We start from the raw sequence: 15652 nt of genomic DNA, 5'->3' as shown, positions 1-15652 counted from the left end.
ACAGAACTGGATCAATCAACTCCCCCGAAAGTCCTTTCACTACAGTTCGCCGGAGGAATTATTTCAGACTGTCCTACTTGATCTTGCAATCTAGACCGGAAAATCCCCGCAGAGCACAGATAAAAATCTCTTGCAAATCAGAAAAGTGCGTGCTATACTATCAAAGCTGTTCTAAGGAATAGTATCTTTGGCGATTGAAAAAGCGGTCTGCCGCTTTCAGATAACATGATTGAAATGAGGTGAGTCAAATGAGAGAGGGTATCCATCCTAATTACTATCAGGCAACTGTTACCTGCAACTGCGGCAACACGTTTGTAACCGGCTCCACGAAGAAGGAGATCCACGTAGAGGTATGCTCCAAGTGCCATTCCTTCTACACCGGTCAGCAGAAGGCTGCCAGTGCGCGTGGTCGTATCGAGAAGTTTAATAGGAAGTACGGCGTTAAGGCCGCGCAGTAATAAGAGTAAAGTAAACGGGGCTGAGTATGAGAAGTCGTACTCAGCCCCGTTGTTGTATCTGCGCGATAGCTGAGGCAAACTGAATAGCTGGAGTTAAATAAGTAAAATACTGAAGCTGTCGGCATCGCGGCAAAAAAGAATGGGCAGGGATTTATGGCAGAGAGACAGAAGTATTCCGGTATCGGCGGGCAGGCGATACTGGAGGGAATTATGATGAAAAACCGGGACGATTACGCCTGTGCGGTGCGGAGACCGGATGGCAGCATTGCGGTGGAGCGGCAGCACTATGTCAGCATGACGGAGAAGCATCCCTTCTTCAGACTTCCGCTGGTGCGCGGCGTTTTTGCTTTTGCAGACTCGATGATACTCGGAATGCGCTCCCTGAACTGGTCCGCCTCGATCTACGCCGAGGCAGCCGGAGAAGAGGAGGAGCCATCCCGTCTGGAGCAGTGGCTTGACAGAACCTTCGGGGAGAAGGCGGAGTCTGTGATTATGGGTATCATTATGGGCGGCTCCTTCCTCGCGGCGATCTGTATCTTCATGCTGCTGCCGATGTTTCTGGCGCGACTTTTCAAGCAGCTCACCGGGAGCGAGACACTGGTTGCATTTTTCGAGGGGGTGCTGCGTATCCTGATCTTTGTGTGCTATATTAAGCTGATTTCGCGCATGGAGGATATCCGCCGCACCTTTATGTATCACGGCGCGGAGCACAAGTGCATCAACTGCGTGGAGCACGGGCTTCCGCTCACGGTGGAGAATGTGATGCAGAGCTCCAGGGAGCATAAGCGCTGCGGAACCAGCTTCATTCTGATCGTTATGGTGATCTCCATTCTTTTTTTCATGGTGATACGCACAGATACTCTCTGGATGCGGGCGCTCTCACGCGTGCTGCTGATTCCAGTGATTGCGGGCATATCCTATGAATTTCTGCGCTGGGCGGGGACACATGATTCCTGCGTCGTGAATATCTTCAGCAGACCGGGGATGTGGATGCAGGGGCTCACGACCAGAGAGCCCACGGCGGACATGGCAGAGGTCGCGATCCAGGCGGTGGAGGCGGTCTTTGACTGGAGAGCCTATCTGAAGGAGCATTTTGACTGGTCGGATGATGCGGACTGAGGGCGAAGGGAGCCGTATGCCGGAGAGAGAAGCGTTTCTGAGCTGCCGCTCGCTGCTTCGCGAGGGGGAGCGACAGCTCAAAGAGGCGGGTGTTGAGGAGGCCGGGACAGACGCACGGCTGCTCTTTCTGCACGCGTTTTCTCTGCGCTGGAATGAGCTGCTGCTGCACTATGAGGAAAGCCCGGAGAGACTCTCAGAGGACGGGGAGAACGCGGTACAGCGCTTTTTAGAGGCAATTCAAAGGCGCGCGGCACATGAACCGCTTCAGTATATTACCCATGAGCAGAGCTTCTGCGGACTTGATTTCTATGTGGATCGGCGTGTGCTGATTCCGCGTCAGGACACGGAGCTTCTGGTGGAGACTGTGCTCTCAGAGCAGCGGAAACGGGGGGAGACGCTTCTGGATCTCTGCACCGGAAGCGGCTGTATCGCGCTCGCCCTTGCGCGGCTGGGAAGCTTTTCCTCTGTGACCGCGGCGGATATTTCCGGGGATGCACTATCAGTCGCAGCGGAGAATGTGCGGCGGCTCCAGATTGAGGCAGAGCTTCTCTGCTCGGATCTCTTTTCCGCGCTGACAGCGCGGCGCTTCGATGTGATTACTGCAAATCCGCCCTACATCAGGACGGAGGTGGTGGCTTCACTGATGCCGGAGGTGCGGGAACATGAGCCGCTGCTCGCGCTTGATGGGAGCGGAGACGGACTCAGTTTTTACCGGAGACTGGCAGAGGAGAGCCCGGCGCACCTTCTGCCGGGCGGGCGGCTCTGTCTTGAGATCGGCTTTGATCAGGGAGAGGCGGTGCTCTCACTCCTCAGGGCGCAGGGCTTTCAGGAGCTGCGCTGTGTGAGAGATCTCGCGGGGCTGGATCGCGTCGTGACGGGAAGGATGGCCTATGTTTGAACATCTGAATGAGGTGCTTACACACTATGAGGAGCTGATGGCAGGACTCTCGGATCCGGCGGTCAGCTCGGATCAGAAGCGCTTTCGCGCGATGATGAAGGAGCAGGCGGAGCTTCAGCCGCTGGTGGAATGCTATCGTCTGTTTCAGGCGGCAGGACAGGACGAGGCGGATGCACGCACCATGCTGGATACGGAGCGGGATGAGGAGCTCCGTGCGCTGGCAAAGGAGGAGCTCTCTGACGCAAGGCGGAGGCGGGAGGAGCTCTCGGGGAGGCTCAAGCTTCTACTGCTCCCGAAGGATCCGAATGATGAAAAGAATATCGTGCTGGAGATACGTGCGGGTGTCGGTGGTGATGAGGCGGCGCTCTTTGCTGCCTCTCTCTTTCGCATGTATCAGCACTACGCGGATACGCACGGCTGGCGTGTGGAGATAGACAGCCTGAATGAGAACGGCATTGGAGGTTTTAAGGAGGTTATTGCGACGATCTCGGGACGGGGGGCGTACTCTCGCCTCAAGTATGAGTCCGGCGTGCATCGGGTGCAGCGCGTGCCGGAGACAGAATCCGGCGGCCGAATTCATACCTCCACCGCGAGTGTAGCCGTGATGCCGGAGGCGGAGGAGGTCGATGTACAGATCGACATGAACGATATCCGCATTGATGTGATGCGTGCCTCGGGCAACGGCGGACAGTGCGTCAACACAACGGACTCCGCCGTGCGCCTCACCCATATGCCGAGCGGCATTGTGATTTATTCTCAGACGGAAAAGTCGCAGCTTCAGAATAAGGAGAAGGCCTTTCGACTGCTGCGCAGCAAGCTCTATGGCCTGGAGCTTACCAGGCGTCAGTCGGAGGAGGCAGAGGCGCGGCGCAGCCAGATCGGCACGGGCGACCGCTCGGAGAAGATACGTACCTACAACTTCCCGCAGGGGCGCGTCACGGATCACAGAATCAGGCTGACGCTCTATAAGATCGATCAGATCATAAACGGGGAGCTCGACGAGGTACTGGATGCGCTCATCGCGGCGGATCAGGCTGAGAAGCTTTCCCGCATGGAGGAGCACTGAGCGGAAGCTTCTGCTTGCAGCGGGCGCAGACTGTGTTATGATGCGGGAGGAAGGCTGCCAGTCATCATGCGGGGCAGAGCAGAAAGGCGTGCTGTATGATCCGGCGCAGGCGGTTTTCGGGCAGAAGGCGGCAGGGATTGAATGAAAAGGACAGGAGAGCTGCGATATGAACGGACAAACACTGAGTTTAGAGGAGCTTTACGGGGATGATGCCGGCAGGGCGGCGGAGCGCTACCGGCATCTGGAGGAGAAGTTCAGGGAGCACTTCGGTGAGAGAGAGCTTCGCTACTTCTCCGCACCGGGGCGGACTGAGATCATCGGGAATCACACGGATCACAACGGCGGCAGGATACTCGCGGCGAGCATCACGCTGGATACGATCTGTGCGGCGGCAAGGACAGAGGAGCCGGTGATCACGATCGTGAGCGAGGGCTACCGGCCGATCACGCTGGATCTCAGGAAGCTTCCCGAGACACCGAAGGAGTGCGGGAGCATCTCCCTCGTAGCAGGAATCGCGGAGGCGGCACAGCGCTTCGGCTTCCGCACAGGCGGCTTCTCTGCCTACGTCACGACGGAGGTGATCGCGGCGGCAGGTGTCAGTTCCTCCGCCTCCTTTGAGATGCTGATCTGTGCCATCATCAACCACTTCTATAATGACGGTGCAATTGACTGCGCACACTATGCGCGCATGGGACAGTACGCGGAGAATCACTGGTGGAACAAGGCATCCGGACTCATGGATCAGATGGCCTGCGCAGTCGGCGGGACCATATTGCTGGATTTTTCTGACGGGGTGAAGTACGAGCGGGTGGATTTCTCCTTTGACCAGCTGGGCATGGACCTTTTTATCATCAATACGGGCAAGGGGCATGCAGATCTCGGGGCGGAGTATTCCGCGATGCCGAATGAAATGCGTGAGGTGGCGCGTCTGATGGGCGGGGAGAATCTCTGCGAGGCGGATGAGGCGCAGCTGCTGTGCAGGCTCCCGGAGCTGAGAGAGAAGCTTCAGAATGACCGGGCACTGCTTCGCGCCCTGCACTACTACGAGGAGTGCAGCAGAGTGGATCGCGCGGTGGAGGCGCTTCGCGCGGGAGAGGCGGATCGTATGCTGGAGCTCATCACGGAGGGGGGCAATTCCTCCTGGAAGTGGCTGCAGAACGGCTACGTGGCCGCCGCGCCCAGGGAGCAGTCCATACCGCTCATGCTGGCGCTCTCGGAGCTCTATATCCGAAGAGCGGGACAGGGGGCCTGCCGCATTCACGGCGGCGGCTTTGCGGGGGTTATCATGGTGGTGCTGCCCAAGGCGGAGCGGGAGCACTTTATCGAGTATATGACGCCCTATGTCGGAGAGAAAAATATCTATGTGATGGGCATACGCCAGGGCGGTGCGGTAGAAGTGAGGCTGTAAAGCGCTGCCTGACGAAAAAATGCACATAGAATTCTGTGTAAAAGCACATAAAAAAACGAAACAGAGTAGGATTTTCTAGGAATATTATAGAAAATCCTATTTTTTTGTCTCCGCCCATTGTTATAATTTGTGCTGTAAACGGAAATGCAGGGAACTGCATGAAGAAAAGGAGGATGTGTCAATTATGAAAAAGAGAATCAGCATTATGGCAGCAGTTGCTATGGCAATGACGATTCTGGCAGGCTGCGGCGGAAGCGCTGCACCGGCGACTACGGCAGCTCCGGCGGAGACGCAGGCGGGTGAGACCACCGCTCAGGAGACCACCGCGGAGGCGGGCGGCGAGATCGCAAACAAGGATAAGCCCCTCGTTTGGTTCAACCGTCAGCCGTCCAACAGCTCCACCGGTGAGCTCGACAAGGATGCTCTGAACTTCAACGACAAGACCTACTATGTGGGCTTCGATGCAAATCAGGGCGCTGACCTCCAGGGTCAGATGGTTGTTGATTATATCAAGGCACATGCAGAAGAGATCGACCGCAACGGCGACGGCACCATCGGTTACGTCCTCGCAATCGGCGACATCGGCCACAATGACTCCATTGCCCGTACCAGAGGCGCACGTAAGGCTCTCGGTACCGCAGTCGAGAAGGACGGCGCGATTGTCTCCGATCCGGCAGGAACCAATGTAGACGGTTCCGCAACGGTTGTTCAGGACGGCACCCTTGAGGTGGATGGAAAGACCTTTACCGTCCGTGAGCTCGCTTCTCAGGAGATGAAGAACTCCGCAGGCGCGACTTGGGATGCTGCGACTGCCGGAAACGGCATCGGCACCTGGTCCGCTTCCTTCGGTGATCAGATCGATGTGATCGTCTCCAACAACGACGGCATGGGCATGTCCATGTTCAATGCATGGTCCAAGGAGAACAAGGTTCCTACCTTCGGTTATGACGCAAACAGCGACGCAGTTGCTGCAATTGAAGAGGGCTACGGCGGAACCATCAGCCAGCATGCTGACGTTCAGGCTTATCTGACCCTTCGTGTTCTGAGAAATATGCTTGACGGTGTGGATGTCGATATGGGTATCGGCACCGCAGATGATGCCGGAAACGTACTCTCCGACACCGATTACAAGTATGTTGAGGAGGAGCGCTCCTACTATGCTCTGAACCTTGCTGTTACCTCTGAGAACTACAAGGACTTCATGGATGCAACTCAGGTGTACGCACCGGTTTCCATGCAGCTCGATGCGGCAGCTCATCCGGAGAAGAGCGTGTGGCTGAATATCTACAATGCTGCAGATAACTTCCTCAGCGCAACCTATCAGCCGCTGCTTGAGAACTACGATGATCTTCTGAACCTGAAGGTTGAGTACATCGGCGGCGACGGACAGACCGAGTCCAATATCACCAACCGTCTTGGCAATCCGAGCCAGTATGATGCATTCGCAATCAACATGGTGAAGACGGACAATGCGGCATCCTACACTGCAATTCTGAATCAGTAATGAATCAGCTGTGACCGAGAGGTTATCAGGAGGGGATCCTCCTTCCTGATAACCTCTTTTTAAAACAAGGGATCAATCAAACGGGAGTAAGAACAATGTCAGACAGGAAAGACGATATCATCTTATCAATTCGCGGTATGTCCAAGTCTTTCGGGCGCAACAGAGTTCTTGATCATATCAATCTGGATTTGAAGCGCGGCTCGGTTATGGGTCTCATGGGGGAGAACGGCGCAGGCAAGTCCACGATGATGAAGTGCCTTTTCGGCACGTATCAGAAGGATGAGGGCGATATCGTTCTGGACGGCAGGGAGATCAGCTTCTCCGGGCCGAAGGATGCACTGGAAAACGGAATCGCCATGGTTCACCAGGAGCTGAACCAGTGTCTGGAAAGAAGCGTTGTAGATAATCTGTTCCTCGGACGCTATCCGCTGACCTCGGCGGGTGTGGTGGATGAGGGACGCATGAAGAAAGAGGCGGCAGAGCTCTTCAGAAAGCTCGGCATGACTGTAAACCTCACTCAGCCGATGCGGAATATGTCTGTGTCCCAGCGGCAGATGTGCGAGATCGCAAAGGCTATTTCCTATAACTCAAAGATAATTGTACTGGATGAGCCGACCTCATCTCTCACGGAGCCGGAGGTCAAAAAGCTCTTCAACATGATGCGGAAACTGAGAGATCGGGGCATTTCCCTGATCTATATCTCTCATAAAATGGACGAAATCTTCGAGATCTGCGACCAGGTATCCGTGCTGCGGGATGGTAAACTGGTCACGACGAAGGACGTTCAGGACACAAATCTGAATGAACTGATTGCGGCGATGGTGGGCCGCTCTCTGGACAATCGTTTTCCGCCTGTGGATAATGTTCCGGGCGAAACAGTACTTTCGATTCAGCATCTCTCCACGAAGTTTGAGCCGCATCTTCAGGATGTCAGCTTCGACGTAAAGAAGGGCGAGATCTTCGGACTCTACGGACTGGTCGGTGCGGGAAGAACAGAGCTTTTGGAGACCATCTTCGGCGTGCGCACCAGGGCGGCGGGGCGCGTCTACTACAATGGAAAGCTGATGAATTTCAACAGCGCGAAGGAGGCCATGAATCATGGCTTTGCGATGATCACTGAGGAGAGAAAGGCCAACGGACTTTTCCTCAAGGGCGATCTCACCTTCAACACGACGATCGCAAACCTAAAGCACTACAGATCCGGGATCGCGCTTTCAGACGCAAAGATGGTGAAGGCGACTGTGAACCAGATCGGCATCATGCACACGAAGTGCATGGGGCCGGAGGATCTCATCAGCAGTCTCTCGGGCGGCAACCAGCAGAAGGTGATTTTTGGAAAGTGGCTGGAGCGGGATCCGAAGATCTTTATGATGGACGAGCCGACGCGCGGCATCGATGTCGGAGCGAAGTATGAAATTTATGATCTGATTATCAAAATGGCGAAGCAGGGCAAGACGATTATCGTCGTCTCTTCCGAGATGCCGGAGATTCTGGGTATCACCAACCGCATCGGCGTTATGTCGAACGGCTATCTCTCCGGAATTGTAAATACAAAGGAAACCAATCAGGAAGAGCTGTTAAGGCTCAGCGCCAAGTATCTGTAATAGAGGGGGAAGCTTATGAGTCAGACAAATAATCAGGCCGGAATCCTCACTGCCGAGCAGGAGGAGAAGCTGCTTCAGCCGATCACAGACTATGTCGGTGAGATTCAGGAGAAAATTGACGCGCTGCGTAAGGACGGCAGTGATCAGGTGCAGTATCTGACCAACCATATGCAGCTGATCCGTGAGGACAGAAATCACAGCCGCGAGGAGAAGGAGGCTCTCATCGCAGAGGACAAAGAGCTTCTGGAGAAGGCAAAGGCCGTTGAGGCGAGCCATAAGGAGGAGATTTCCGGACTCGTCGCAAAGGCGGAGAGCTACCTGAAGGAGCACTACGACAGGGAGTATTTCAAGCCGGTGGCTGCGAGCTGTGCAGCGGAGAAAGAGAAGGCGGTACAGGAGTACAGCGCACGGCTCTCTGAGCTCAGAGCCGCACATGAGAAGGAGCTCGCGCGGCTGAAGCAGGAGAATGCGCCCGAGCTCTCCCAGGAGCTGAAGGATGAGAATTATGTCTACAAGAACAAGGTTTTCGATGCAAAGCTGAATCATGAGAAGACCCTGCAGTTCATCAAGGACAGAAAACACGAGGCCTTTGTGCAGCAGTATCACCTGATCGACCTGCTCCGGAATTCCAGATTTACCCTTGCACAGGATCGGGCACAGAAGCTTGAGAACTACCGGTACACCTTCAACAGAAAGCAGTTCCTGTTAAAGAATGGTCTGTATATCGTGATCGTGCTGATCTTTATTGCACTGAGCATCGTGACACCAATCATAAAGAACACACAGCTCTTCACCTTTAATAATGTGCTGAATATTCTTCAGCAGGCGTCTCCGCGCATGTTCCTTGCGCTGGGGGTGGCGGGACTCATCCTTCTGACCGGAACCGATCTCTCCATCGGCCGTATGGTCGGTATGGGCATGGTGACCGCGACCATCATCATGCACAAGGGTGCAAACACCGGTGCGGTATTTGGACATATCTTTGACTTCACGGGTATGCCGCTGGCGGGAAGGGTGCTCTTTGCTCTGCTCTGCTGCATTGTGTTCTGCGTCTGCTTCACCTCGATTGCAGGCTTTTTTACAGCGAAGTTCAAGATGCATCCCTTCATCTCCACGATGTCCAACATGCTGATGATCTTCGGCCTCGTGACCTATGCGACCAAGGGTGTGTCCTTCGGTGCGATCGAATCGGATATTCCAGGAATGATAGTTCCGAAGATCAATGGCTTCCCGACCATTATACTTTGGGCTATCGCAGCGATCTGCGTGGTGTGGTTCATCTGGAACAAGACCCGCTTTGGAAAGAATCTCTACGCGGTCGGCGGCAATCCGGAGGCGGCTGCGGTGTCCGGCATCTCCGTATTTGCGGTGACTATGGGCGCCTTTATGATGGCAGGCGTGCTGTATGGTTTCGGAGCATGGCTTGAGTGTGCGCGTATGGTCGGTTCCGGCTCTGCTGCTTACGGACAGGGATGGGATATGGATGCGATTGCGGCCTGCGTGGTCGGCGGCGTCTCCTTTACCGGTGGTATCGGTAAGATTTCCGGCGTTGTGGTCGGTGTGCTCATCTTCACAGCGCTGACCTACTCCCTCACGATACTCGGTATCGACACAAACCTGCAGTTCGTATTCGAGGGAATCATCATTCTGACGGCTGTCACCCTGGACTGCCTGAAGTACGTGCAGAAGAAGTGACGGCAGAATTTACTATCTTTAAAGGGACTGGTAAAATAAGTCTCTCAATGAGAAGTGCCAGATTCAGTAATGGCTGAATCTGGCATTTCTTTTATCAGTCCCGTAAAATCATAGGCAATAGTTGAAAGTAATATATAAATGGAATATAATTTACATGCAAAAACCTGTGAAAAAGCGACAATAAAATGTAAAATGGAGGATGGTTTCTTCTTTACTCCAGCAGAGTAATTGCGGTATTCTTTCCTTCCTCCATGATGCTGCATTCTCCCCCGTCACTTATGCGTATTTTATAACCGTAGAATATATCGCCAATGCCGTTGCTGCACTTATAGCGCACTAAGAATACAGGATTCTGACCGGTCACAAATCCATAAGCTGTTTCGACAGGTCTGTAATCAGAATCAAAGGGCTCAAGATAGTGATTCAGGCACTGATCCGCATATGCTTTTGCGATAACACTCTGATCGCAGAGCGCCTGAAATGCAGTACTCTCAGAGGTCTCTGTTTGAGTGTTGCCTGTGAAATGGGTACACCCACCGAGTGTAATCGCTGTGGCGCTGAAAATAAGGGCAATGAGGATACTGATTCTTTGCAGTGTTTTCAAGAATGCTCTCCTTTGTTTCTGCCTTTTCGCATATTTTTCTGCTATGCGACGGTCTGTCTCAGTTTCCGCTGAGCCGACGCACATAGTCATACTGTGCCTCCGGCAGTCCGCCGCCTTTCACATAGACACCGTAGGTCGGGTCGTCTACGATCCAGCTGAGCGTGAGAGTTTGACCGTCATAGCCCTGGATTCCGGAAAAATGAAGCTCCACGCCCTGCCCGCCACAGGCGAACACCGCAGACTCCTCGCCGTACCAGCTCTCCCTGCCGTCTATGAGCACCGCGACGTAGACTCTTCCGTCACCTGAGTACTGCCCCACCTCCAGCTCTATCGTCTCAAAACCATACACCTGGTTTACGACACTGTATTTTTGGGAGAGATCGATGTAGCAGCCGTTGCTGTCCACATAATAGCCGTCCGGTGTGGTGGTGTTCTGAGCAATGTAGCCGCTGTCGTAGAAGTAAAACCAGTTGCCGTGAATTTCTCTCCAGCCGTTCCGCGGATAGCTTCCGTCATCCTCCAGATACCACCAGCCGATCTGATCCAGCTCCCATCCCCCCGCATAGGCGGAGATGGAGGTGAAGCAGCTGAACAGCAGCGAGAAAAGCAATACTCTTGTCCATGTTCCTATTCCTGTCTTTTTCATTTGCATTTTCTCCTTTCGTCTGACTTTCGTGCTGAGGTCCGCCTGCGGACTCTGGATAAAAAGTGAGAATTTTTTTTCATTATAGCATAGGTACTGACGAAAAACAGCAATCGGAAAGTACGCTTTTATGAGCCGGTGCAAAGTATGCCTTGCGAGTCCTGGCTTATGCTATAATAGGAGCGATTACAGTGCCAAGGATACTGAACCCATACATATAAGGAGGGCCGTATGCGTTATTCCTGTCTCATGGTGGATGATGAGGAGGATGTCAGCAGCGCGATCATCAATAAGCTGGACTGGAACGGGCTGGGCTATGAGCATCCCCGCTACGCCCGCAACGGTCTGGAGGCGCTGGACATGGCGGAGGAGGAGATCCCCGACGTGGTTATGACTGATATCAAGATGCCGTATATGGACGGACTGGAGCTGAGCCGCCGCATGAAGGAGCTCTATCCGAATGTCCGCATCATCATCTTCTCCGGCTTTGATGAATTTGAGTACGCGCGCACAGCAATACGTCTGGAGGCGGAGGAGTATATTCTGAAGCCGATCAATGCGGGCGAGCTCTCGAAGGTTTTTCTCCGCATCCGGGAGCAGCTGGACCGGGAGCATGATGAGGAGCAGAGCCTCAAGATGCTTCAGGAGTATTACAATAAGAGTCTGCCGACCCTTCAGGAGAACTTCTACGTCTCTCTGATCGAGGGAAAGTTTTCTGAGACGGAGCTGAGACAGCAGATGGAGGACTATCGCATCAGTCTTGACGGGCCGAACTATGCGGTTGCCGTGTTTCATATCAGCAGCTCAGCGCTTCCCGAGGGCATGAGTCCTGTTCTGCTGGCGGTATCAGTCCGAAAGCTCGTGCAGGAGCGCATGGAGGAGAACTGGAACGGGCGTTTTTTCTCCTATCTCGGAAATACGGTCATGATTGTTCAGCTCGGGGAGGAGGCGGAGATTATTCCCTTTACGGATGCCTGTGACCGCTTCTGCCGTCTCGCCAAGAGCATGCTGCGCGCCACGGTGAGTGCCGGAGTGGGGCAGTGCTGCAACCGGCTCTCCGAGCTGCCGGCTTCCTATACCGGCGCGCGGAGCGCTGTCTCCTACCGCATGATTTACGGGACGGACCGGGCCATCAACATCGCGGAGATCGCGCCGCAGGAGAAGAACAGCACGGAGCGCGGGAGCGATGATGCGATGAGGAATATTTTCCGCATGATCCGCATGGATCACGCGGAGGAGCTCCCCGGGGCCATTGCGGAGCATATTGCGGGCAGTGCGAGTGCCGCGGGCTCACCGCAGGAGTACCGCTTCTTTATTATGGGGGTGGTGGGAGAGCTGTACCGCTTTGCCCGGGACAATGAGCTTCCGCCGGAGGAGATCTTCGGGGATAATGACGAGATGTACCGCACCATTCAGCAGCTGGAGGCGAAGGAGTTTGAGGAGTGGATGAGCGTGGTCTGCCGGAAGATGCGGCTGATGATACGGGACAAGCGCGCCAGCACGACGCGTTCCTTTGCGGAACGTGCCATCGACTACGTGCAGGATCACTACGCGGACAATGCGCTTACCGTCGATGCGGTGTGCGGCCATCTGGGTGTCAGTGCGGCGTATTTTTCAACCATCTTCAAGCGGGAGACCGGGAAGACCTTTATCAACTATCTGACAGATTTTCGCATGGAGAAGGCGGTGAAGCTTCTGCTCGGGAAGGATGAGAAGACCTATATCATAGCGCAGCAGGTCGGCTACAGCGACCCGAACTACTTCAGCTATGTATTCAAAAAGCAGTTTGGAGTATCACCCTCCAGATACAAGTCGTCGAAGGGCAAGAGCAGATGATGGACAGAAAAGAGAAGAGGCGCTTTTTTGCTGCCCTGCCGTGGAGCATACGCTTTACGATACTGGTATCCTTCTCCATCGTATCGGCAGTCTGTACGACTGTGCTGGGGGTGGGACTGTACCGTCTCTTTGTGCAGCGCTCTGAGGAGATTCTCATCGAGAGCACGGAGCAGGTGCTGAATCAGACCTCTGCAAATCTCGAGGACTATCTCCGCAATATGCGCCGCATTGCGGACGCCATGTACTATGCGGTGATCAAGGATAAGGATATCGGGACGGAGAGCATTGACGATGAGATGGATCTGCTCTATGAGGCAAACCGGGACGGGCTCATCAGTTTTGCGCTCTACAGAAAGGACGGGACGCTGCTCTCGGCCTCTCCGATTGCTGTGCAGAAGAAGGCGATTGATGTCCGCGCACAGGAGTGGTTCGGGAGCGCCACAGGGGAGATGGAGAACCTGCACTTCTCCGTGCCGCATGTGCAGAATCTCTTTGACGATCCGAGCTATCGCTACTACTGGGTGATCTCCTTAAGCCGCCTTGTGGATCTGACAGATCACGGGCATCCCTCAGAGGGCATTCTCTTGGTTGATATGAACTACAGCACCATAGAGCAGATGCTGAGCGAGGTCAATGCGGACAGCGGCAACCGTTATGTCTACCTCTGTGACAGCAATGGAGAGCTGATCTATCACCCACGGCAGATGCAGATCGCCTCCGGCTTTGTCAGGGAGAACAATGCTGAGGCCGTGCGCTATGAGGACGGTGTGCACAGCGAATATTTTCAGGGGGAGCGGCGGGAGATCATCGTGGACACGGTGAGCTACACCGGCTGGAAGCTGATCAGTGTGATGCCGGAGAGTGAGTTTGCGCTGGATTTCACGAATACAAGGCTCATTGCGATACTCATGGTGACAATTGTGCTTCTTGCGGTGCTGCTGGTGAACCGCCTTGTGGCGGCGCGTATCTCGAAGCCGCTGATGCGGCTGAATGAGTCCATACGGAAGCTGGAGTCGGGGCAGGATCTCTACCCGGAGATCTATGTCGGCGGCAGCACGGAGGTGGAGCATCTCGGAAGGACACTCCGCAGCTATGTGGAGCAGATCAATCGGCTCATGCGGGATATCGTGATCGAGCAGGAGGAAAAGCGAAAGAGTGAGCTGGATGCGCTGCAGTCGCAGATCAACCCGCATTTTCTGTACAACACGCTGGATTCCATCGTGTGGATGATTGAGAGCGCACGCTACGAGGAGGCAGTCTCGATGATCAGCGAGCTGGCGAGTCTGTTCCGCATCAGTTTAAGCCGCGGTAAGACGATCATACGGCTCGGGGACGAGCTGCATCACGCCGAGCACTACATGAATATTCAGAAGGTTCGCTTTAAGAATAGCTTTTCTGTGCATTATGATATTGCCCCGGAGGTGCGGGACTGCTGTACGGTGAAGCTGATCGTACAGCCGATTCTGGAGAACGCGATCTACTACGGGGTGAAGGACATGGAGGACGAGGGGGAGATCTCCGTGCGGGCCTGTCTTCAGGACGGGGAGATCCGCATCTGTGTAAGGGATAATGGCTACGGCATACCGGAGGAGGAGCTTGGGGAGCTGCTAAAAGACACAGGCCGGATGCGCGGACATGGCTCCGGAGTGGGACTCATCAATGTGCAGAGACGCATACAGCTGCGCTTTGGAGAGCGCTTTGGTCTCAGTGTGGAGAGCGAGCCGGATGTCGGAACCGAGGTGACGATACGGCTCCCGGCCATTCCGGCGACAGAGGAGAATCTGAGGCTGCTGGAGGAGGGAAAAAAGCCGGAGCAGCTGCCGGAGGGAGGAGAGAGGCATGAAGGATGATGGACTTTTGAGCCGGTTTCCGATCGTGATCCTGCTCTCCGTGATTGTTGCCGCCTTTGCTTCGCTCCGCTCCTCGCACACGGTGCAGCCAAAGCACCAGCTCTCAGTGATTGTGAGCGAGAGCACTCTGCCCCGCTGGGTCTCATTTCAGGCCGGGCTCATGCGCAGTGCGGAGGACAGCGGCATCAGCTTAAACTATGTCAGCACAAATGAGCTCCGGACGCTCGAAGAGGTCGAGGCGCTCGCGGAGAAGGAGCTGTCTGAGGGCGCGGACGCGATCGTCCTGCAGCTTCCGGAGAGCGAGGGCGCCGCCGGGATGGTGGAGCGGCTCAGCAGGAGGACAGTGCTTGTGCTGGTGGATACGGTGCCCACTGCGGTCAGTCAGCCGGGAGCTGTGTGGGAGAGTGTCACAGCGGACGATTACGCAATCGGAGAGACGCTCGGCCGGGAGCTGATAGCTGCCGCAGCAGAAAACGGGACGGTCGGCATACTCTGCGACAATACGCGTCAGTCCTCTCTGCAGCGCAGGGTGAAGGGGATGAAAAATGTGCTGGCCGGGAGCTCTCTCGAGCTGGTCTGGGAGCAGGAGAGCGGACAGGATGGCGGTGCGCAGTTCGGAGCGGCGGATGAACTGCAGCAGGCAGATGCGATTGCCGCGGTGGATGATAAGAGTTTGGCACTCGCCGTGAGCTATGCCGCTGAACGGGAGGAGAAGCCGCTGCTGCTTGGGGTCGGAAATTCCGATCAGAATGTATACGCGCTGGATCAGGGCGCGGTGCAGCGGCTTATTGTGGTGAACGAGTTCAATATGGGCTATCAGGCTGTGCTTGAGGCTGCGGCACATCTTGAGAAGCGGGGGGATCCCGCGGGAGAGGAGAGCGTGGAGTTCCGCGTGATTTCCCATGAAAACATGTTTGAGAGCGAGAACCAGAAGCTTCTGTTTCCGCTGGTGCAGTGATGATACGGA

General features: G+C 55.0%; 13 protein-coding genes. 11 read left to right on the top strand and 2 right to left on the bottom strand.

Features of this window, described 5'->3' with window-relative positions; all coding sequences use genetic code 11:
• Positions 1-248: 248 nt before the first annotated feature.
• The 8 genes from rpmE (at position 249) to J2S20_RS09480 (ending at position 9752) form a co-directional block, all read left to right on the top strand.
• Positions 249-458, top strand: coding sequence for a 50S ribosomal protein L31 (gene rpmE / locus J2S20_RS09515; protein WP_307255201.1), 210 nt, complete (start codon positions 249-251; stop codon positions 456-458).
• A gap of 153 nt (positions 459-611) precedes the next feature.
• Positions 612-1577 carry a DUF1385 domain-containing protein gene (locus J2S20_RS09510; RefSeq protein WP_307255199.1) on the top strand — a complete coding sequence of 322 codons (966 nt, stop codon included), beginning with the start codon at positions 612-614 and terminating at the stop codon, positions 1575-1577.
• Positions 1564-2475 (top strand): peptide chain release factor N(5)-glutamine methyltransferase, encoded by a 912-nt coding sequence (gene prmC, locus J2S20_RS09505; protein ID WP_307255198.1) that lies wholly within the window; start codon positions 1564-1566, stop codon positions 2473-2475. Before J2S20_RS09510 ends, prmC begins: the two co-directional genes overlap by 14 nt.
• Positions 2468-3541, top strand: a complete 1074-nt coding sequence (gene prfA, locus J2S20_RS09500) for a peptide chain release factor 1 (RefSeq protein ID WP_307255197.1) — start codon at positions 2468-2470, stop codon at positions 3539-3541. Before prmC ends, prfA begins: the two co-directional genes overlap by 8 nt.
• Before the next feature lie 166 nt (positions 3542-3707).
• Positions 3708-4949 (top strand): galactokinase, encoded by a 1242-nt coding sequence (locus J2S20_RS09495; protein ID WP_307255196.1) that lies wholly within the window; start codon positions 3708-3710, stop codon positions 4947-4949.
• Positions 4950-5133: 184 nt separating this feature from the next.
• Positions 5134-6453 carry a substrate-binding domain-containing protein gene (locus J2S20_RS09490; protein WP_307255195.1) on the top strand — a complete coding sequence of 440 codons (1320 nt, stop codon included), beginning with the start codon at positions 5134-5136 and terminating at the stop codon, positions 6451-6453.
• A 95-nt stretch (positions 6454-6548) separates the two neighbouring features.
• A complete protein-coding gene (locus J2S20_RS09485) occupies positions 6549-8057 on the top strand; it encodes a sugar ABC transporter ATP-binding protein (protein WP_106611367.1) in 1509 nt (502 codons plus the stop codon).
• Between the two features lie 15 nt (positions 8058-8072).
• Entirely contained in the window at positions 8073-9752 is a 1680-nt protein-coding gene (locus J2S20_RS09480) for an ABC transporter permease subunit (RefSeq protein ID WP_307255194.1), read from the top strand.
• 211 nt (positions 9753-9963) lie between these two features.
• Here J2S20_RS09480 and J2S20_RS09475 read toward each other — a convergent pair whose 3' ends face one another.
• Both J2S20_RS09475 and J2S20_RS09470 read right to left on the bottom strand, forming a co-directional pair.
• Positions 9964-10356 carry a hypothetical protein gene (locus J2S20_RS09475; protein ID WP_146137117.1) on the bottom strand — a complete coding sequence of 131 codons (393 nt, stop codon included), beginning with the start codon at positions 10354-10356 and terminating at the stop codon, positions 9964-9966.
• Between the two features lie 58 nt (positions 10357-10414).
• Positions 10415-11002, bottom strand: a complete 588-nt coding sequence (locus tag J2S20_RS09470) for a hypothetical protein (protein WP_307255193.1) — start codon at positions 11000-11002, stop codon at positions 10415-10417.
• Positions 11003-11230: 228 nt separating this feature from the next.
• On the opposite strand from J2S20_RS09470, the gene J2S20_RS09465 reads away from it, so the two are divergent.
• From J2S20_RS09465 to J2S20_RS09455, 3 genes are read left to right on the top strand one after another with little or no spacing between them, the layout of a single operon-like run.
• Complete coding sequence (locus tag J2S20_RS09465; protein WP_307255192.1) at positions 11231-12835, top strand: response regulator; 1605 nt, start codon at positions 11231-11233, stop codon at positions 12833-12835.
• Entirely contained in the window at positions 12832-14685 is a 1854-nt protein-coding gene (locus J2S20_RS09460) for a cache domain-containing sensor histidine kinase (protein ID WP_307255191.1), read from the top strand. Before J2S20_RS09465 ends, J2S20_RS09460 begins: the two co-directional genes overlap by 4 nt.
• On the top strand, positions 14675-15643 hold the full coding sequence (locus J2S20_RS09455; RefSeq protein WP_307255190.1) for a sugar ABC transporter substrate-binding protein: 969 nt from the start codon (positions 14675-14677) through the stop codon (positions 15641-15643). The genes J2S20_RS09460 and J2S20_RS09455 overlap by 11 nt, the downstream gene beginning before the upstream one ends.
• Positions 15644-15652 lie beyond the last annotated feature (9 nt).

This window comes from Moryella indoligenes, from assembly GCF_030812885.1.
Taxonomy (GTDB): domain Bacteria; phylum Bacillota; class Clostridia; order Lachnospirales; family Lachnospiraceae; genus Moryella; species Moryella indoligenes.
The sequence above is the reverse complement of the archived record's forward strand: the minus strand, read 5'-3'. Positions and strand labels throughout refer to the sequence as shown.